The sequence below is a fragment of the Paenisporosarcina sp. NPDC076907 genome, from assembly GCF_050269735.1.
GTDB lineage: Bacteria > Bacillota > Bacilli > Bacillales_A > Planococcaceae > Paenisporosarcina.
Genome location: NZ_JBNNIX010000005.1, coordinates 188,383 through 205,709, shown reverse-complemented (window position 1 = coordinate 205,709; position 17,327 = coordinate 188,383). Strand labels below are relative to the sequence as shown.

Here is a 17,327-nt window from a genome sequence, read left to right as displayed (position 1 = left end):
TTAGCTCGACTTTGTTGCTGGCGTCAAATTAATGACGTTTATAATGAACGTTTAAGTTCAAGTTTTGCTTCCGGCACCGAAGTGCGTTCCGCTTATTAGTTGACGTTTTGCTGTTCAGTTTTCAAGGTTCATTAGGTAAATTATATGGAGCGGGTGAAGGGAATCGAACCCTCATCATCAGCTTGGAAGGCTGAGGTTTTACCACTAAACTACACCCGCATTATTATATTATATAGAAGGTAATTTGGCGCGCCCGGCAGGAGTCGAACCCACAACCTTCTGATCCGTAGTCAGACGCTCTATCCAATTGAGCTACGGGCGCATAGAATTTTTGGTGCGGCCGAGAAGAGTCGAACTTCCACGGGATTTCTCCCACTAGGCCCTCAACCTAGCGCGTCTGCCATTCCGCCACGACCGCTTGATGTTTTAACGACAAGATTTAGTATATCACGTTAATTCAAGAAGTCAACAACAAAATTATGAGCCATGTAGGATTCGAACCTACGACCCTCTGATTAAAAGTCAGATGCTCTACCAACTGAGCTAATGGCTCGCAAACTTAGAAAAACATATTGGCTGGGGTACCTGGATTCGAACCAGGGCGTGACGGAATCAAAATCCGTTGCCTTACCGCTTGGCTATACCCCAATAAAAAATGGCGGTCCCGACGGGAATCGAACCCGCGATCTCCTGCGTGACAGGCAGGCATGTTAACCGCTACACCACGGGACCATTTGGTTGCGGGGGCAGGATTTGAACCTGCGACCTTTGGGTTATGAGCCCAACGAGCTACCGTGCTGCTCCACCCCGCGATAATATTATTGTTATAAACATAATTACTTCTACGCTTATAGTAAGTGTGACATCTGCATCGGCTTTCGCCTGCTTCGATGTTAATCGCCATCTTCGTTTGGCGATTTGCTACACCCTCGCGATTTCTTTATAGAGGCTTGTACTATTCTATAAGAAAGAACTGCATTGAGTATAACATAGTTTGTTTATAAAATGATTGGTGACCCCTACGGGATTCGAACCCGTGTTACCGCCGTGAAAGGGCGGTGTCTTAACCGCTTGACCAAGGGGCCGATAATGGCTCCGAAGGTAGGACTCGAACCTACGACCAATCGATTAACAGTCGATTGCTCTACCACTGAGCTACTTCGGAATAAATGTTATGTAACTAATCGACTTTTCTTATTATAGGGAGGTACTTCTTCCACGTCAACCACTTTTGACCATTTTCTCCAAACAAATATTATTCAACTTTTAATAATCGCCCAGAACACTTGCCACACCTGTATTTGTTAGTATTTAAACGAATTTTCCGTCTATATAATAAACCACAAGAGATGCAGCCATAGACATGTTGGCTTTCTTTTTTCTTTCTTTTCACCGACCCTAAGTTTGCACAAAACCTTGGAGATTTAGTCACTTTCAATAAATCTTTAAATTCTTTATCACGATGTTTGTAGCCTTTTCCTTCTATATGTAAATGGTAATGGCATAATTCATGGCGGATGATTCCTTCAAGTTCATCACGACCATGTAGTTCTAATGATTTTGGATTGATTTGAATATGATGTGTCTGCAACATGTATCGGCCACCTGTTGTCTTGAGGCGACTGTTAAAATACGCTTCATGTTTAAAAGGTTTATGAAAAACAGTTTCCGAAATATATATGACCAGTTGTTGAAGTTCTTCGTTTGTCATGCCACTCATCCTTTGAATACATTAGAACCCACCTATCGGTTACCGATAGGCAGGTTCCATTTAGTTTTGTTTTACTGGCGGAAGCATCGTTAATGAAATGCGTCCTTTTGTTTTTTCGACTTGTTCCACCCAAACAGTCACAATGTCTCCTAGTGCAACGACATCAAGAGGGTGTTTGACGAAACCTTTTTTCAATTTGGAAATATGCACGAGTCCATCTTGTTTTACTCCGATGTCTACAAATGCACCGAAATCTACTACATTACGAACTGTTCCTTGCAATTCCATACCACTTGCCAAGTCTTCCATTTGAAGAACGTCCGTCTTCAATAATGGTTGAGGGAATTGATCACGTGGGTCACGTGTCGGTTTTTTCAACGTATCCACGATATCTTTCAACGTGATTTCTCCAATATCCAATCTTTCGCTTAGCTCTTTCAAATCTATTTCATTAAGTGCGAGTTCTGCATCTTTCGTACCGATTTGCGCTTTAGATAATCCAGCTGTTTTCAGTACTTCTTCAGCACTTTGATAACTTTCTGGATGGATACCCGTTGCGTCAAATGGATTTTTCGCTTCAGGAATCCTTAAAAACCCAATAGCTTGCTCATAAGTTTTAGCACCAAGACGCGGGATTTTCTTCAACTGTGCACGTGAAGTGAATTTGCCGTTTTCATTTCGCATGATAATGACATTTTCAGCTACGGTTTTCGAGAGACCCGAAACATATTGTAATAACGATGCAGAAGCCGTATTTATGTTAACACCTACTTGGTTAACAGCGGTTTCCACTATAAATGTCAATGATTCGTTTAGTTTCTTTTGAGAGACGTCGTGTTGATATTGACCAACCCCTACCGCTTTCGGTTCAATTTTCACTAGCTCAGAAAGCGGATCCTGAAGTCTTCGTGCAATTGAAACCGCACTGCGTTGTTCAACTTGAAGATGAGGGAATTCAGCACGTGCAGTGTCTGATGCTGAGTACACACTGGCTCCCGCTTCATTCACGATGACATATGCAATTTCACGATCTGCTTCTTTCAAACATTCTGCAATGAATTGCTCTGTCTCACGGGATGCTGTTCCGTTACCTATGGCAACAATTGAAATCGGATATTTTTTCAACACCTCTAAAATTGTTTTCTTAGACGCTTCTGGATTCGCTTTCGGCGGATGAGGATAAATCACAGAAACTTCTTGAAGCTTACCAGTATCCTCAACGACTGCTAACTTACAACCTGTACGATACGCTGGGTCTACTCCAAGAACGACTTTGCCTTTTAATGGCGGTTGAAGTAAAAGGTTTCTCAAGTTTTCCGAGAAAATATGAATGGCTTGTGTTTCACCCTTCTCTGTTAGCTCGGTACGAATTTCCCTCTCGACTGAAGGAGCAATCAGACGTTTATATGAATCCTCAATCGCTTCAGTCACCTGGCCAATACTTGGTGAAGAACTGTGGGTTGGAATCCATTCATCCCGCATGACACTTACAATTCGGTCTACAGGTGTTAGTAAATTAATCTTCAAAATATCTTCTTTTTCACCACGGTTCAGTGCAAGCACACGATGTGGAACGATTTTTTTAACAGGTTCCGTGTAGTCATAATACATTTCAAACACACTTTTCTCATCGGCTTCCTGTTTTTTCACCGTGGATACAATTGATCCTTCCGCGCGTGATAAGTTTCGAATCTTTTCACGGATTTTTGCGTCATCCGCAAATTGTTCAGCTAAAATATCTCGAGCACCTTGCAAAGCTTCTTCTACAGTCGAGACTTCTTTTTCTTCATTGATGAAATCTTTCGCAAGATCTTCAGGTTGTGTTTGAGAATATTTTAATAAAAGAGCGGCTAATGGTTCTAATCCTTTTTCTTTTGCGATAGTCGCTTTCGTTCTGCGTTTTTGCTTATATGGTCGATATAAATCTTCAAGTCTTTGAAGGACAGTAGCAGCTTGTATCGCTTGGGACAATTCATCCGTTAACTTCCCTTGTTCGTCGATTAAGCGTATCACTTCTTCTTTTCGTTGTTCTAGTTGTTGTATGTAACGATATCGATCTTCAACCGCTTTAATTTGCACTTCATCCAACGAGCCTGTTGCTTCTTTTCGGTATCGTGCAATGAAAGGAACCGTATTTCCTTCTTCTAGCAAATCAATAACTTGTTGGGCTTGCGCAGGTCTTACATTTGTTTCTTTAGCGATTCGTTGCATCATTTGTTTAGCGTCCATGTGACTTATCATCCTTTCGCTTTACACCAATATATTTTAACACAAGCCAACCAGAAAGCGCTTGCGCTTCCTTAACCTGACACATTGAAATGTGGAACTATGCAAAAGCATTCAGAAGTTAAATGGCGAGTGCTCCATCTTTTAGAACACAAAAAAACCCACTCCAGTTTATTGGAGTAGGCTACCTGCGATAAATGTTGCATCATCACCATGTTCAATTGTTTCGATTAATGTTTGATGCAAGTCATAAGCACCTGAACTATTTCTCATCGTGCTCTTAGGATTTCCTAAGACGACACCATCGGAATGGAACAAGAATAAATCACCTGGTTTATATGAATAGCTTTGAGTTCGAAGTTTTGTAGGTCTTCCAGATAAATAGCCCATTACTGGTAATGGATAAATCATTTTATCATCGTCTTTTCTAGTCATATAAAACTTGATGTTTCCAACACAGCTATAAGCAATCTTCTTAGCTGAAAAATCAACTTTTACAATGGCCACAGCAGCACCACGTTTTTGGAACATTAGTTCATTGCATCTCAACAAAAGTTCATCAATTGTTTCATGATGATATTCCGTCAAAATCATAGGTATGATTTCAGATGATTGCCTAGCAATTGGACCATTGCCTAAGCCATCAGCAATGGCACATAAAAAGTACTCTTCATTCATATACGTGAAATACGTATCTCCCGATTCATTGTTTCCTTCTTTTGCTTCCTGATAGACGAATACTTCTATATACGGATGCCTTATCGAGCGCATTACGATACGCCACCTGCTGCAAGAATAGCATCTTGTAACTTTTTGATGGCTTTACGTTGTAATCGGGAAACATGCATTTGGGAAATACCTAGTTTGTCGCCGGCTTCTTTTTGGCTTAGCTGATCAATATATGTAAACTGGATGACTTGTTTCTCCCTTTCGGAAAGGACACTGAGTGCATTTGCCACTAACATACGCTGATCTGTTTTTTCATACCCATCGTCTTGCTGACCAATAACGTCAAATAGAGTAATGCTACTTCCATCCGAATCAGACTCAAGGGAATGGTCCATCGAAAGAGCTTGGTAGCTTTTACCCATTTCCATTGCTTCTAATACATCATCTTCTTCTACTTCGAGATATTCAGCAATTTCAACAACTTTAGGTGAGCGTTGAAGTTCTGTGGTTAATGTTTCAACAGCAGATTTAATTCGTGGCCCCAGCTCTTTTATACGACGAGGAACATGGACTGCCCACGTTTTATCACGAAGAAAACGTTTGATTTCACCGATGATTGTCGGAACTGCGAAGGCTTCAAACGTTCTCCCAAACTCAGGGTCGTATCGACGAATCGCACCAAGTAAACCTAACATACCAACTTGAACGATATCTTCGTGGTACGATTTCCCGTTAGAATATTTTCGAGCGATAGATTCAACTAATCTTTGGTAATTTAATACCAAATTGGTTTGAGCCTCTTCATCTTCAGACTCTTGATAAGCTTTAATCCACTCAAGAATTTGTTCTTTGGTTTGATGATTAGGAGGAGATAGTTTCGACATTCTCTTCCACCTGCTCTTCTCCGACATATTTTGTCATAAAGACGGTTACGCCTTCTTGGTGGTGGACTTTTACTTCATCCATTAATGTTTCTATTAAATACAGGCCAAGTCCACCTTCGCGTAAAAACTGAACTTCCTGTTGTTCATGGTAAGGTCCAACTTTGGCTTTAGTTTCTTCAAAGTTAAAGCTTTTCCCATGGTCAGCTACCATGATTTCAATCTTATCCGGATAAAGTGCACAACCTACCACTACTTCGCCTTCATCTTCTCCAGCGTAAGCATGTTGTACAGCATTTGTAATTGCTTCAGAAGAAGCAATTTTCAAATCTTCGATATCATCGTATGTAAAACCAATACGACTGGCTAATCCAGATATAGTTAAACGTGCAACACCAACATATTGTGGTTTTGCAGGTACACGAATCTCTACATAATCAAATGGTCTCATGATCAGTTTCCACCTTTATCGTCTGTCTCAATATGCATAATTTCACCAAGACCTGTTATATCAAATAATCTCTTTAGACGAGGCGATAATCCCGTTAACTTAACATGACCATTATCGGCGTTAATATTCTTGAAGAACGCAACAATAACACCCAAACCAGTACTATCCATATACGATACGTCTGACATATCCAATTCAGCTTGTAAGCCTTCTTTTGGTTGTACTGTCGCTAATTTTTCTCGTAGAATTGGTGCGGTAAAAGCATCAATTTCCCCACTAATAAAACCTTTAACGAAATTCTCTTCTTCTTTTATTACTACCTGAATATTCATCTATTGCACCCCGTCCATCTACTTATCTTTTCTTGTACTAACTTAATACCACATGGATATTTTTTTAAACCTATCAGCCCGTTTTTTTGAAAATAACTAGCGTAAAATCATCACGAAGCTCAAAATTTTGCATTTTTTCTAGTTCTTTATACACAGTATCAACGATAGTTTGAGCAGATTCATCACGTAAGGAATGAATCAAAGAAGCGATAATTTCTTGTTCAATGAATCCTTCGTCTGTTCTGCACTCAGTTACACCATCCGTCATCATTACGATAAAATCACCGTATTCCATTTTAACCTCGTGTTGTGCATACGTAACATTCGGTACGACACCCAGTAAAAGACCTTTTGCATGGAGTTCAGAAAACTCCCCTTTTTGAGCATCGTAAAAAAGAGCAGGTTCGTGACCTGCTGATGCATATGTAAAGACAGATTGTTCGACATTATATCGGCCGTAAAACATAGAGATAAACATATCGTCATCGACACTTTTCTCAACAATACGATTAATAATATCCAATACTTTTTTGGGATCGGACGTTGCATCCTGCAAACTGTCCATCCCGTACTTAATCATGGACATGCAAAGTGCCGCAGGAATTCCTTTACCGATAACATCAGCAACTGCAACACCAGCGTTTTTTAAATCGTCGCTGAGAAAATAAATATAATCCCCATTCATTTTTCGAGCCGGAACAGAGACAAGACCAATCTCAAGACCAGCAACTTCCGGTACAGTTGTTTTCAATAATGTCTTTTGAACATTGGCTGCTAAGTCCATTTCAACCTTTATTTCTTCCTGCTGTTCCAACAAGCTTTGATGTTCCGCATGAGCAAGCCCATAACGGATCATCATTTCGATTAGCAGATCAAATGAATGCCATACATTCATTGGCAACTCAGGAAACATTTCTTCAAGTGCTGCCTTATGTATGCTAATTACCTCTTCAGGAGCTATGTTTTTTTGGATCAGTTGACGGCTGAAATTTTGACCTGCATATAAATTCTGTTCTGTTTGACGCATGACATACTGTCGGAGTATTTCTTTATATTGCCGTTCAATTTCTTGAGGCATTTATATCTAACCTCCTAACGAATCCACTTCGTCGCTTTAATGACGGTTCCTTCACCTAAAACTGTTTCTATTTTAAAATCATCCATTAAACGTTTTACTCCAGGCATACCAGCACCTAATCCACCAGATGTGGAGAAGCCATCCTCCATCACTTTTCGAACATCGGGAATTCCCGGTCCTTCGTCTGATGCGATAATAATAATGCCAAATGATCCGCCTTCTGATATACGTTCAATTTCGATTTTACCTTTTCCCGCATATAAGTAAATATTACGAGCCAGTTCACTGATTGCTGTTGTGATTCTCGCTTGGTCAACAGTACCAAAGCCAACTTCCTTTGCCTCGTTACGACCAAGTTGTCTAGCAGCAACAATGTCCCACTCTGTTAAAATTTCTACAGAAGACCGATAACCCATACTTAGGCCTCCAATTCTCGTTGGAGTTTTTCAAGACCATTCTCTAAGTCTAATGCTGTCATAACATCGTCTAAACGAATTCCCAATTCGATAAGTGTAATTGCTACCGCAGGCTGAATTCCTGTAATAACCACTTTGGCACCCATTAATCCAGACATACTGATGACATCACCTAGAACTTTAGCGATGAAAGAGTCAATAAAATCGATTGGTGTTAAATCGATTACCACTCCACGCGCACTTGTTTCATGCATTTTAGTAAGTAAATCTTCTTGGAATTGTAACGCAGTTTGATCATCAAGCTCCCATTGAATTGAAACAATCAGACAGTCTTTTAATTTTAAGATTGGGATACGTAAGTTCAATCCTCTTCCACCTCCACGATTTTGCGATTTGTCCATGCTAAAGCTTGTTCCACACCACGTTGCAATGTGCTTGTAGTTGTGAAATCTTTCAAGTTAATACCTAAAGTAACGATTGTTTGTGCAATTTCCGGACGAATTCCAACGAGCATACACTTCGCTCCAACCAAGCGAACCGCGTCTGCTGCCTGAATGATATGATGTGCAACCATTGTATCCACAACCGGTACACCTGTAATATCTAATAACACGACTTCAGCACGATGTTTTACAACACCATCCAATAAGTTTTCCATAATCAATTTTGCACGTTCCGTGTCGATTGTTCCGACAAGGGGCATTACCGAAATCTTATCAAAAACAGGAATCAAGGATGCTGACAGTTCTTGCAAGGCAATTTTTTGTAATTGCACTGTACGTTCCCATGTCTTTGCGTATGTTTCAACAATGCCGTCTCGCATTGGATTTATCCACTCAGCAAATACCATCACGTATTCTTTCATGTTCTGTTCTGTAATTGTTTGATTTTGCTCTAACATGTCATAAACAACTTGTGCGAAATGGTTTATGGCTTTCATGACAAAGCTGATGGACCAACCAAATCGGACCACTTTACTCGTAAATTCATTCAAACGATTTTCATAATTATTTTCGCCTTCAAACAAATTAGAAATCATTAACTCCGCAAATTCACGACTTGTCTTGTTGATGACATCTTGCGACATAATTTGAAAGAACTTTTCATCTGAATCGTCTTTCATCATTTCTTGCCATTTTATTAATATTTCATCTAAATTATCTTGAATGAATGTTGCCATATGTTTATTCATACAGTCCGGTGAAGCCTCCTCGAATCAAATTCATACCTACCTTGTATTGTATCTGAAAACAGCCAACTACACACGTTTTTTAATCGGCATCAAAAAAACACCGTCCGCAGAAGCTGCGTACGATGTTCATTCATCCGTTATGTTATGTATGATTAAAACTTTACAAGGCCAAGACTTATTTCAAGCGCCTCATCCACTTCTTCCATCAGTACATCATCCAGCTGGGTAATTTTATCGGTCAGCCGCGATTTATCGATCGTACGCAATTGTTCAAGCAAAATAACAGAATCCCGTTCAAACCCATACTTTTTAGCATTGATTTCTACATGTGTTGGTAATTTTGCTTTTTGAATTTGCGCCGTGATAGCCGCAATGATGACTGTTGGGCTGAAACGATTCCCGATATCGTTTTGTATCACCAGAACGGGCCTTGTTCCACCTTGTTCAGACCCGACTACTGGCGATAAGTCAGCAAAAAAAACGTCACCACGTTTTACGTTCAAGATTTCATCCTCCGCTTACGAGACGCTCCACCGTATGCTCCGCTTCGTATTCCAAATGCAGACACTCGCTTGCAATAGACAAGTTGATATGGGACATTTCCACGTAGCCCTTGATCATCGCTTCTCGTATAAGATTGGGTTGAACATGTTTAATCACTTTTTTTGTCGAAATATAAACAAACTCTCCTGGCTCAGCCAGTTGTTGCTCTTTCTGTCTATCAAGATTGTTCACAAATTGTCGCGGAAGCTTAACGATAACTTCCTTTGTTTCTCTCTTTTCATTCACAGTCAACACCTCCGACAAAACCCGTCCCTCTTTTCAATACTTTTCTATCTTACCATTCAATACTTGGTATGAGAAGACAAAGAAGGAAAATATCTGACAATATTTTCAGTTTGGTCGGTTTATGTCGAACACTATGGCGTATATGTCCTCGGCACTCGATTTGTCAGTACACAAGGAATTTCGTACGATATTGTCTGTAGTTTTTGGGCCCATTCTTCAATGTTTACTTGTTCATTACCTTGTATTCCAATCAACACTACAGGCTCGCCGATGGACACATGTCCATTCAGACGGACCATGCATTGATCCATACAGATACGTCCAATGACTGGAAATCTCTTCCCTTGAATCAACACTTCTTGTCCACTTAACCCTCGAAGCATACCATCCGCATACCCAATTGGAAGGGTGGCAATCCACTCATCCTCATCAGCAGTGTAAGTAGCACCATAACTGATCGAAGAACCGGCAACCACTTTTTTTACATGCACAACTTCAGTATGCAAGCTCATGACTCTCTCCAATGGAAACGGAAGTCCTTGCTCAACATGCGCTGATGGTGAAAGTCCGTACATCGAAATTCCATATCTTACTGCATCAAATAAAGAGTCTTTGTGCATTAATGCAGCAGCACTGTTCGCGGTATGAATGCACCGCGGTCTTTCAGGAAAGCAACGCAAAAATGTTTTGAACTTTTCCAACTGACTTGTAAACTGGTCAACCTCTTTCTCATCTGCCGTTGCAAAATGAGTAAAGACACCATCAATCATGACATCTTGTCGATGATTGATGGTTTGAATAAGCGTGCTTAATTCTGATTCCGTAGTTACACCTAACCTACCCATGCCAGTGTCAATTTTAATATGTATTTTCAGCATATTGGGTAAGGCCGGAATATGAAGAAACCAATCTGTTTGAAAAACGGTAAGCATAATATCATTTTGGCTGGCTGTGACCGCAAAGGAAGGGGGAGATGCACCCAACACAAGAATGGGCGATTCGTTGCCACCTGCCCGCAAACGAATCGCTTCATCAGGTGTGGCAACGGCAAGCATGCTTGCCCCTGCCTTTACCGCAGCTGTCGATACTTCAAAATCACCATGTCCATAAGCATTTGCTTTTACTACCGCGATCACATCTACTGCTGGTCCAATATGTTTCTTCAGATTAAGTATATTCATTTGTACGGCATTCAAATCAATTTGTGCGAATGTTGGTCGATAAAAATTAGCTGGTTGCATGGTCATTCCTCATTTAGGGTTCGATAGTTAGTATAAAGCTCTTATTTTAAATCTCCTGCTGTCATGGATGAAGCTACTGTAATCATTTCTTCACGAGACATTGAATCGGATGCCAGGAAGAATTGTACGCCATTTTGTTCCCAACTGATTGATTTATCTGTAATTGCACCGATAGCAAAACCAAGATCAGCTGGGTCACCAGCAGCAAATACAGGTACTAGGTCTACAGATTTTTTCGTAATTGGTGATTGAATGATTGTAAACTCTTTTTTCCCGCCATATGTCATGATGACGCGTTCTTCTGTATCATTTTTAATCACTTTTTCGTCAAGCTTATCTACGCCTTCCCACTGTAAAGTAGGATAATGCGTTTGGAATACAGGTAACTCCGCATCTTTACTAGCTGTTTCATTTTCTGTTGTTTCCTCAGATGGCATATCCGCTTTGTAATCGGAAGCGCTTCTTGAAGTCCCTAACGTAATCTTATCAAAAGTAATCAAGATTTGTTCTTGTTTTTGATCGTTTAGGATCGATACTTTTGTTGGAAGCAATGTTTTCTTGCTAATAAAAATTTGTTGAGTCGGCAACATTTTTTGGTGACTGTTTCTAGTTTTTGTTTCAAAGATATACGAATTTTTGTTTTCAGTCATGACTGATTCTTTATCCGCTTTAATATCTTGTGCAAGTGACCCGATTAAATAGGCTTGGCTATTTTTTTCCGGCCAATCGCTCTGGAATTTGTAAGTCTTGCCTAATGTCGGAGTGATGACAAACACCCCTTCTTTATTTCGAACAATCGTTTGTGAAACATCTTCTTCTGCTTGGCTAACTTTCACACGGTAAAATTCTGGTTTTGTGTGCCATACACTTACTTCGTAAAGACGTGGTTCTGAACCTGTACTGATTTGCATCTGTGCTTCTAACTCGTACCCTTTCGTGTCAACCCATTTACTACTCAACTTCTTCAACACATCTTCTTTTGACTCCGCCCCACATGCTGTTAATAAAAGCATTAACAGTACAACTACTCCTGCAAATAAACGGCTACGCATAAATCCACCCTTTCTCATATCGATCCGTTAAGACATCTTATGAAAGAGGGACAGGGATTATTCAACCAATATTACTTGGGCAGCAGCGAATTGTTTTGTGTGTGTGATACTCACGTGGCCGTTGACTTCTTGCCCTTTAAAATACAGGACAGGTTTACCGTCTTCGTTAGAATTCACTTCAATATCATGAAAGCTGCAATGCTTGCCAATGCCAGTCCCCATCGCTTTCGCGAAAGCTTCTTTCGCCGCAAAACGACCCGCCAAAAATTCAAGCTGCCTCGTCTCTTTCATTTTTGTAAAGCGATCCAATTCATTGGCTGTGAGAATACGCGCTTTAAATTTTGGGGTAAGTATATGTGCAGCCTTAATACGTTCTATTTCTGTCACATCCAAACCAATTCCTTTTATCATGCAACACTTCTCCTTTCAACCATTGCCATTTTCACGGTATAATACTTCCATAGAAATTCGAGGTGAATTCATGTTTAGTCGTACAGAAAATTTTTCACAATACATTAAGTTTTACCCAGTGGTTTCTACTTTAATTGCACTTAATGTAATCATTCATTTGCTTTCGTTTGTCCCAGTCCTTGGCACTGCACTATTTAATTATGGGGCAGGTGTAAATTACCTGATTTCAGACGGTCAATGGTGGCGCTTCATTACACCGATGTTTTTGCATGCAGGCTTATTGCATTTACTGTTCAACATGTTTTCATTGTATTTGTTTGGACCTGAACTTGAAAAGCTTGCAGGAAAAGTCCGTTTTCTGACCATTTATTTCATGGCTGGTTTATTCGGTACCTTTGCAACATTCCTATTACAAGATGCTACTTATGTTCATGTTGGAGCTAGCGGTGCTATTTACGGTTTGCTGGGTGCTTTTGGCGCACTTGTGTATTACGCTCGTAAAACATTACCCCAACTTCGCCAAATCATTTTACCCATTATCGTCATCAGTATTGTCATGACATTCTTGACACCAAACATTAACGCAACAGCTCATTTAAGTGGATTGGCTGTTGGATTCCTGATTGGACTAAGCTATTTCCATCCCCAAAGAATCATCAGCTGGAAAAAAAGAAAAAGATAGGACAGCCTTAATGTGGCTGTCCTTTTTCTATCACTTCATGTCCAGATGGTTCGTACCACGTCATTACTTTCTCAATATCTTCTACTTTCAAATGATCGACTTTCGCCGTCGCCCCCAGCATCCCCGACTTGATCGTTGTTTCAATTGAAGCAAGGGATTTTCTTTGTTGAAAAGGACTTTGGATCATTTCAAGAGACTGCATTCTTTTCTTTTCTATGAAGAACGTATATTTACTAATTCCTCTATAGCGCAATGACAACTGATTGCCATGTAAGGCAAAACCAGCGGAATGGTGCTGCCATAGCCCAAGTAACAATACGACCGGAATCAGCAATAGCGACAATAATCCATATGGATAGTAGAAATAACTTACGGCCGCAATTACTGGAAGCATCCATAAAAAATCCAGACGATAATAAAATGGTTTAGCCACGTTCGGTGAAGTCGTCCAAGCGGGTTCAAAGTCTAAATCCGCAAATAGTTCATTAAGGGGTTGTATGATTTCACTTTTCTTCACAAGAGGAAACAATCTAATCTTTTTATCCTGATCCTCTAAGGAACCCCCAGCACTTTCTACGATGACCGTACAATAGCCAAATAATTGACGCAATGGATTCTCGACAATGCGAATGCCTTGAACACGTCCAATGGGAATGGAAACTTTCTTCTTTTCAAGCAATCCACGGGTTAAGATGATTTGATCATTGTCCTGTACAATCGTAAATTGATAATAATTTAAGGTGGTCAGGATGACTGAGATTATCCATGCAAATATCAAAAACACAAAAATACTGATAGCTACAATGAAGAAGCCGAATTTCAAGAACACGACAAACTCATCGTAAATCTTCTCGTATGGGATAATATCCGAAAACTGGGACATGAACACGGCTAACCCGGAGAAAACAACACCAATCCCTCCAGAGGTTGTAGCCAGAATGATTAAATCCTTCATGGACATTTTAAAAATCGGGATGGTAGTATTCGGTTCTTGAATTTGATCTTCCATTGATATTGTTTCGTCTGTTAAAGTGGTCGTTTTACGTTTTTTTGCAATCGCCATTTCCGTCTCAATCCGTTTTGCATTTTCTCTTGTAATGGCGGTCAATTCTGCTTCAGCTTCTTTAGCTAAGCCAGAGCCGGCTGTCTCAATCGTAACTTTGACAAGCTTAAATGGTCGATGCAAAATACTTTCGGTATAGTTCAGGCTTTGAATACGTTCAAAAGGAATATAGCGTTTCTTCTTTACAAACAACCCGTATTCAATCCGTAATTCATCTTCTTCAAACCAGTAAACAAAACGTTTCCACTTGATGATTCCACTAGACAATACGAATGCGAGTACCAAGAATCCTACAATATAAGGAATAAAATCTGTCCAATGGCCGGCTTCATTGGAATCTCCTTGAAACCCATTTACAACAAAAATGAAGATAAAAGGAAAAATTAAATCCTTTAAACCTTTCATAAAATTAACAGCTGCTGAAATTGGATGAAGTTTAAACCGTTCGTTAGACATCATCTTCCGCCACCCTTGCAAGTGTCGATATCCTACTTCTTAACTCATCCGCTTCACTCGTAATAAGTGCCGGAATCGTGTGGTTTGTAGCGGCAGTCGAAATTGTAATGGAAGCTAGATCATATCTACGTAAAATCGGACCTTGTTCCGTATCTACATGTTGGACTCGGACCATCGGCACTAGCGTCCTCTTGACGACAAACAGTCCATGCTGAAGTTCAATCTCCTGCTCACGAACTTCATATCGCCAACGAAGCCATCGTAATTTTGGAAATAAGTAAACAAATATGTATGTATAAAGTATAGGGAGTACGACACAAATAATCATTACCCACCATGGCCCTTCTAGCCACCAGTTCAAAACCCCTGCACCTATCGCCAATAACCAGATAATTGCTGAATGCATTAAACCGTATAATCTCCAAACCTTTAATCCTTTCGGTGAGATTTGATTTATTGGTTCTTTTCTCATGTAAACACCTACTTTCTTCTATACATACGATTTTACAGTAAAATTGTTTCATAAAGAAGAGCAGCTTGGGTGACTCCTGGCGACTATCTGAGGTTTGAGTCTTTTTATTCGTGGATTTGTGAGGTCTATTCGCGTTCGCACTCGGTCTATTCGCGTTCGCGGAGGTTCTATTCGCGTTTCGGACATCCGAAATCAAGAAAAAAATACCACAGCCCATTAGGACTGTGGTATTTGAAATTTAATTAGTTTTCACGACGTGAAGACGTACGTGGACGTCCACCACGGCTTGCAGAACCTTCACGTGATGAAGAAGAACTTCCGTCACGACCGCCAGTACGACGAGAAGGACCACGATCCGAGCTACGTTCTGAGCTGCGACCTGAACCTGATGAAGATCTGCCGCCACTGCTACGGTTGTTGCCTTTATAGCCACCGCCGCCGCTGCGTCCGCCGCCACCGCCACTACGCTCTTTACGAGCTGGCAATGGGCGTTCTTCAGAAATTGATACAGGAGTATCACTTGGTTCACGTGTCATTGATTTCAATGCAGCAGCAATTACATCAACTGCTTCATATTTCTCAAGTAATTCCGTTGCGAATGCACGGTAATCACCGATATTGTTTTTGTCTACCATTTCAGCTAATGACTCAACAGCTAAACGTTGTTGACCGATTAGAGCCTCATCAGAGCTTGGTGGACGTAGTGGAGACATACGTTTTTTCGTTGTTTCTTCAACGATACGTAAGTAACCCATTTCACGTGGAGTAACGAAAGTTACTGCCACACCACTTTTACCTGCACGGCCTGTACGACCGATACGGTGTACATAGCTTTCAGGATCTTGAGGAATGTCATAGTTATAAACGTGAGTAACACCAGAGATATCAAGACCACGAGCAGCTACGTCTGTTGCAACAAGGATGTCAATTTTGTTTTCTTTAAATTGACGAAGAACTGACATTCGTTTCGCTTGGCTTAAATCACCATGAATACCTTCTGCTAAATAACCACGGATGCTCAATGCATGTGACAATTCGTCAACGCGACGTTTTGTACGACCGAAGATAATTGCAAGTTCAGGTTGGTGTACGTTAATAACACGAGAAAGGATATCGAATTTTTCACGCTCATGCGATTTAACGAAAAATTGCTCGATGTTTTCTACTGTCATTTCTTTTGATTGAATTTTAACTACTTCAGGCGTCTTCATGAATTTCTCAGCAATTTTACGGATTGGTGTTGGCATTGTAGCCGAGAACAGCAATGTTTGACGTTCTGGTGGTACACTTTCCATAATTGTGTTGATATCTTCAATGAAGCCCATGTTTAACATTTCATCCGCTTCATCTAAAATAAGCGTTTGAACGTTTTCTAGTTTTAATGTACGACGGTTGATATGGTCAAGAATACGACCAGGAGTACCGACGATTACATGTGGGTTGTTTTTCAATGCACGGATTTGACGTCCGATTTCTTGTCCACCATATACAGATAAAATTTTCACACGTTTGTCTTGACCGATTTTGTAAAGTTCTTCTGAAACTTGAATCGCCAATTCACGAGTTGGTGCGATAATTAAACCTTGGATGTTAGGATTTTTTGGGTCAATCTTTTCTACCAATGGAATACCAAACGCAGCTGTTTTACCAGTTCCTGTTTGTGCTTGACCGATAATATCGCGGCCTTCCATTGCAAACTTGATTGTACCTTCTTGGATTGGTGTTGCTTCTTCAAAACCCATACGTTTTACGGATTTTAATGTTGATTCGCTAATATTTAATTCTGAAAAATTTGTCAAAATTTAATCTCCTTTTTGTTTACATTTGACAAATGGTTACATTTTCAGATGAAGTTGCGGCAAATTCGAGCCTATACGAGGAACGTTTCCGTTACTTAAAATTCTCTGTAGAGTTATCAGAGGGGACTTATATTTAAAGGAAAGCCCGGTCTTTTGCCGAGCGGTTCGATCAGTGGGGAGCATGTTCAAAGCGTTATGCATCACGCTGTCTCTTGTGACCTGTTGGTAGCCTTTGTTCAGTTCTAATGAGAACGAGGCTATTGTGATAGTTCACATATTTGATGTTTGAAACTAAACATCCTACCCTAAAAAATTGAACAAACCGTTATGTTCAAAAAAAAGAGCTCTTCATCGAAAACCGAAGAGTCTTTACACAAAATGTATCCATTGCTCTAATCACTTTAAC

General features: G+C 40.2%; 19 protein-coding genes and 9 tRNA genes. 1 reads left to right on the top strand and 27 read right to left on the bottom strand.

Going from position 1 to position 17,327, the window contains the following annotated elements:
* Nucleotides 1–145 precede the first annotated feature (145 nt).
* From ACQKEV_RS15415 to acpS, 24 genes are all read right to left on the bottom strand, one after another.
* A tRNA-Gly gene (locus ACQKEV_RS15415) sits at nt 146–219 on the bottom strand.
* Nucleotides 220–245: 26 nt separating this feature from the next.
* Nucleotides 246–322 (bottom strand) — tRNA-Arg (locus tag ACQKEV_RS15410).
* A gap of 10 nt (nt 323–332) precedes the next feature.
* A tRNA-Leu gene (locus tag ACQKEV_RS15405) sits at nt 333–418 on the bottom strand.
* 62 nt (nt 419–480) lie between these two features.
* Nucleotides 481–553, bottom strand: a tRNA-Lys gene (locus ACQKEV_RS15400).
* A gap of 20 nt (nt 554–573) precedes the next feature.
* Nucleotides 574–648: transfer RNA gene (locus ACQKEV_RS15395), tRNA-Gln, on the bottom strand.
* 8 nt (nt 649–656) lie between these two features.
* Nucleotides 657–732, bottom strand: a tRNA-Asp gene (locus ACQKEV_RS15390).
* Nucleotides 733–735: 3 nt separating this feature from the next.
* Nucleotides 736–812, bottom strand: a tRNA-Met gene (locus ACQKEV_RS15385).
* 198 nt (nt 813–1,010) lie between these two features.
* Nucleotides 1,011–1,085 (bottom strand) — tRNA-Glu (locus tag ACQKEV_RS15380).
* Nucleotides 1,086–1,090: 5 nt separating this feature from the next.
* Nucleotides 1,091–1,165, bottom strand: a tRNA-Asn gene (locus ACQKEV_RS15375).
* A gap of 90 nt (nt 1,166–1,255) precedes the next feature.
* Nucleotides 1,256–1,711, bottom strand: coding sequence for a SprT family protein (locus ACQKEV_RS15370; RefSeq protein WP_427447105.1), 456 nt, complete (start codon nt 1,709–1,711; stop codon nt 1,256–1,258).
* A 60-nt stretch (nt 1,712–1,771) separates the two neighbouring features.
* Nucleotides 1,772–3,940, bottom strand: coding sequence for a Tex family protein (locus tag ACQKEV_RS15365; RefSeq protein ID WP_427447106.1), 2,169 nt, complete (start codon nt 3,938–3,940; stop codon nt 1,772–1,774).
* Nucleotides 3,941–4,108: 168 nt separating this feature from the next.
* Nucleotides 4,109–4,708, bottom strand: a complete 600-nt coding sequence (locus tag ACQKEV_RS15360; protein ID WP_427447107.1) for a PP2C family serine/threonine-protein phosphatase — start codon at nt 4,706–4,708, stop codon at nt 4,109–4,111.
* Entirely contained in the window at nt 4,708–5,490 is a 783-nt protein-coding gene (gene sigB, locus ACQKEV_RS15355) for an RNA polymerase sigma factor SigB (RefSeq protein WP_427447108.1), read from the bottom strand. Before sigB ends, ACQKEV_RS15360 begins: the two co-directional genes overlap by 1 nt.
* Complete coding sequence (gene rsbW, locus ACQKEV_RS15350; RefSeq protein ID WP_427447110.1) at nt 5,468–5,938, bottom strand: anti-sigma B factor RsbW; 471 nt, start codon at nt 5,936–5,938, stop codon at nt 5,468–5,470. The genes sigB and rsbW overlap by 23 nt, the downstream gene beginning before the upstream one ends.
* Before the next feature lie 2 nt (nt 5,939–5,940).
* Nucleotides 5,941–6,270 (bottom strand): anti-sigma factor antagonist, encoded by a 330-nt coding sequence (locus ACQKEV_RS15345; RefSeq protein WP_427447111.1) that lies wholly within the window; start codon nt 6,268–6,270, stop codon nt 5,941–5,943.
* A 73-nt stretch (nt 6,271–6,343) separates the two neighbouring features.
* Nucleotides 6,344–7,348: a PP2C family protein-serine/threonine phosphatase gene (locus ACQKEV_RS15340; protein WP_427447113.1), complete on the bottom strand. Its 1,005-nt coding sequence runs from the start codon at nt 7,346–7,348 to the stop codon at nt 6,344–6,346.
* Nucleotides 7,349–7,362: 14 nt separating this feature from the next.
* Nucleotides 7,363–7,764, bottom strand: a complete 402-nt coding sequence (locus tag ACQKEV_RS15335; RefSeq protein WP_269925797.1) for an anti-sigma regulatory factor — start codon at nt 7,762–7,764, stop codon at nt 7,363–7,365.
* Between the two features lie 2 nt (nt 7,765–7,766).
* Nucleotides 7,767–8,129, bottom strand: a complete 363-nt coding sequence (locus tag ACQKEV_RS15330) for an STAS domain-containing protein (protein ID WP_016429761.1) — start codon at nt 8,127–8,129, stop codon at nt 7,767–7,769.
* Entirely contained in the window at nt 8,126–8,956 is an 831-nt protein-coding gene (locus ACQKEV_RS15325; RefSeq protein WP_427447116.1) for an RsbT co-antagonist protein RsbRA, read from the bottom strand. Before ACQKEV_RS15325 ends, ACQKEV_RS15330 begins: the two co-directional genes overlap by 4 nt.
* 152 nt (nt 8,957–9,108) lie before the next feature.
* Complete coding sequence (locus ACQKEV_RS15320) at nt 9,109–9,459, bottom strand: type II toxin-antitoxin system PemK/MazF family toxin (RefSeq protein ID WP_016429759.1); 351 nt, start codon at nt 9,457–9,459, stop codon at nt 9,109–9,111.
* A gap of 4 nt (nt 9,460–9,463) precedes the next feature.
* Nucleotides 9,464–9,745 (bottom strand): transcriptional regulator, encoded by a 282-nt coding sequence (locus ACQKEV_RS15315; protein WP_427447118.1) that lies wholly within the window; start codon nt 9,743–9,745, stop codon nt 9,464–9,466.
* 131 nt (nt 9,746–9,876) lie between these two features.
* Nucleotides 9,877–10,986 carry an alanine racemase gene (alr, locus tag ACQKEV_RS15310; RefSeq protein ID WP_427447119.1) on the bottom strand — a complete coding sequence of 370 codons (1,110 nt, stop codon included), beginning with the start codon at nt 10,984–10,986 and terminating at the stop codon, nt 9,877–9,879.
* Nucleotides 10,987–11,027: 41 nt separating this feature from the next.
* Nucleotides 11,028–12,038, bottom strand: coding sequence for a LolA family protein (locus ACQKEV_RS15305; RefSeq protein ID WP_427447120.1), 1,011 nt, complete (start codon nt 12,036–12,038; stop codon nt 11,028–11,030).
* Nucleotides 12,039–12,095: 57 nt separating this feature from the next.
* Entirely contained in the window at nt 12,096–12,449 is a 354-nt protein-coding gene (gene acpS, locus ACQKEV_RS15300) for a holo-ACP synthase (protein ID WP_427447121.1), read from the bottom strand.
* A 70-nt stretch (nt 12,450–12,519) separates the two neighbouring features.
* Here acpS and ACQKEV_RS15295 point away from each other — a divergent pair, with 70 nt between their 5' ends.
* Nucleotides 12,520–13,131, top strand: coding sequence for a rhomboid family intramembrane serine protease (locus ACQKEV_RS15295; protein ID WP_427447123.1), 612 nt, complete (start codon nt 12,520–12,522; stop codon nt 13,129–13,131).
* A gap of 7 nt (nt 13,132–13,138) precedes the next feature.
* On the opposite strand, the gene ACQKEV_RS15290 is transcribed toward ACQKEV_RS15295, so the two are convergent.
* The 3 genes from ACQKEV_RS15290 to ACQKEV_RS15280 form a co-directional block, all read right to left on the bottom strand.
* Nucleotides 13,139–14,650 carry a PH domain-containing protein gene (locus tag ACQKEV_RS15290; RefSeq protein ID WP_427447126.1) on the bottom strand — a complete coding sequence of 504 codons (1,512 nt, stop codon included), beginning with the start codon at nt 14,648–14,650 and terminating at the stop codon, nt 13,139–13,141.
* Nucleotides 14,643–15,122, bottom strand: coding sequence for a PH domain-containing protein (locus ACQKEV_RS15285; RefSeq protein WP_427447127.1), 480 nt, complete (start codon nt 15,120–15,122; stop codon nt 14,643–14,645). The genes ACQKEV_RS15290 and ACQKEV_RS15285 overlap by 8 nt, the downstream gene beginning before the upstream one ends.
* Before the next feature lie 242 nt (nt 15,123–15,364).
* Entirely contained in the window at nt 15,365–16,921 is a 1,557-nt protein-coding gene (locus tag ACQKEV_RS15280) for a DEAD/DEAH box helicase (RefSeq protein WP_427447128.1), read from the bottom strand.
* Nucleotides 16,922–17,327 lie beyond the last annotated feature (406 nt).

Coding starts and splice junctions, on each gene's coding strand:
- ACQKEV_RS15370 (WP_427447105.1), bottom strand. CDS start 1,711: ATGACAAACGAAGAACTTCAACAACTGGTCATATATATTTCGGAAACT.
- ACQKEV_RS15365 (WP_427447106.1), bottom strand. CDS start 3,940: ATGGACGCTAAACAAATGATGCAACGAATCGCTAAAGAAACAAATGTA.
- ACQKEV_RS15360 (WP_427447107.1), bottom strand. CDS start 4,708: ATGCGCTCGATAAGGCATCCGTATATAGAAGTATTCGTCTATCAGGAA.
- sigB (WP_427447108.1), bottom strand. CDS start 5,490: ATGTCGAAACTATCTCCTCCTAATCATCAAACCAAAGAACAAATTCTT.
- rsbW (WP_427447110.1), bottom strand. CDS start 5,938: ATGAGACCATTTGATTATGTAGAGATTCGTGTACCTGCAAAACCACAA.
- ACQKEV_RS15345 (WP_427447111.1), bottom strand. CDS start 6,270: ATGAATATTCAGGTAGTAATAAAAGAAGAAGAGAATTTCGTTAAAGGT.
- ACQKEV_RS15340 (WP_427447113.1), bottom strand. CDS start 7,348: ATGCCTCAAGAAATTGAACGGCAATATAAAGAAATACTCCGACAGTAT.
- ACQKEV_RS15335 (WP_269925797.1), bottom strand. CDS start 7,764: ATGGGTTATCGGTCTTCTGTAGAAATTTTAACAGAGTGGGACATTGTT.
- ACQKEV_RS15325 (WP_427447116.1), bottom strand. CDS start 8,956: ATGAATAAACATATGGCAACATTCATTCAAGATAATTTAGATGAAATA.
- alr (WP_427447119.1), bottom strand. CDS start 10,986: ATGCAACCAGCTAATTTTTATCGACCAACATTCGCACAAATTGATTTG.
- ACQKEV_RS15305 (WP_427447120.1), bottom strand. CDS start 12,038: ATGCGTAGCCGTTTATTTGCAGGAGTAGTTGTACTGTTAATGCTTTTA.
- acpS (WP_427447121.1), bottom strand. CDS start 12,449: ATGATAAAAGGAATTGGTTTGGATGTGACAGAAATAGAACGTATTAAG.
- ACQKEV_RS15295 (WP_427447123.1), top strand. CDS start 12,520: ATGTTTAGTCGTACAGAAAATTTTTCACAATACATTAAGTTTTACCCA.
- ACQKEV_RS15290 (WP_427447126.1), bottom strand. CDS start 14,650: ATGTCTAACGAACGGTTTAAACTTCATCCAATTTCAGCAGCTGTTAAT.
- ACQKEV_RS15285 (WP_427447127.1), bottom strand. CDS start 15,122: ATGAGAAAAGAACCAATAAATCAAATCTCACCGAAAGGATTAAAGGTT.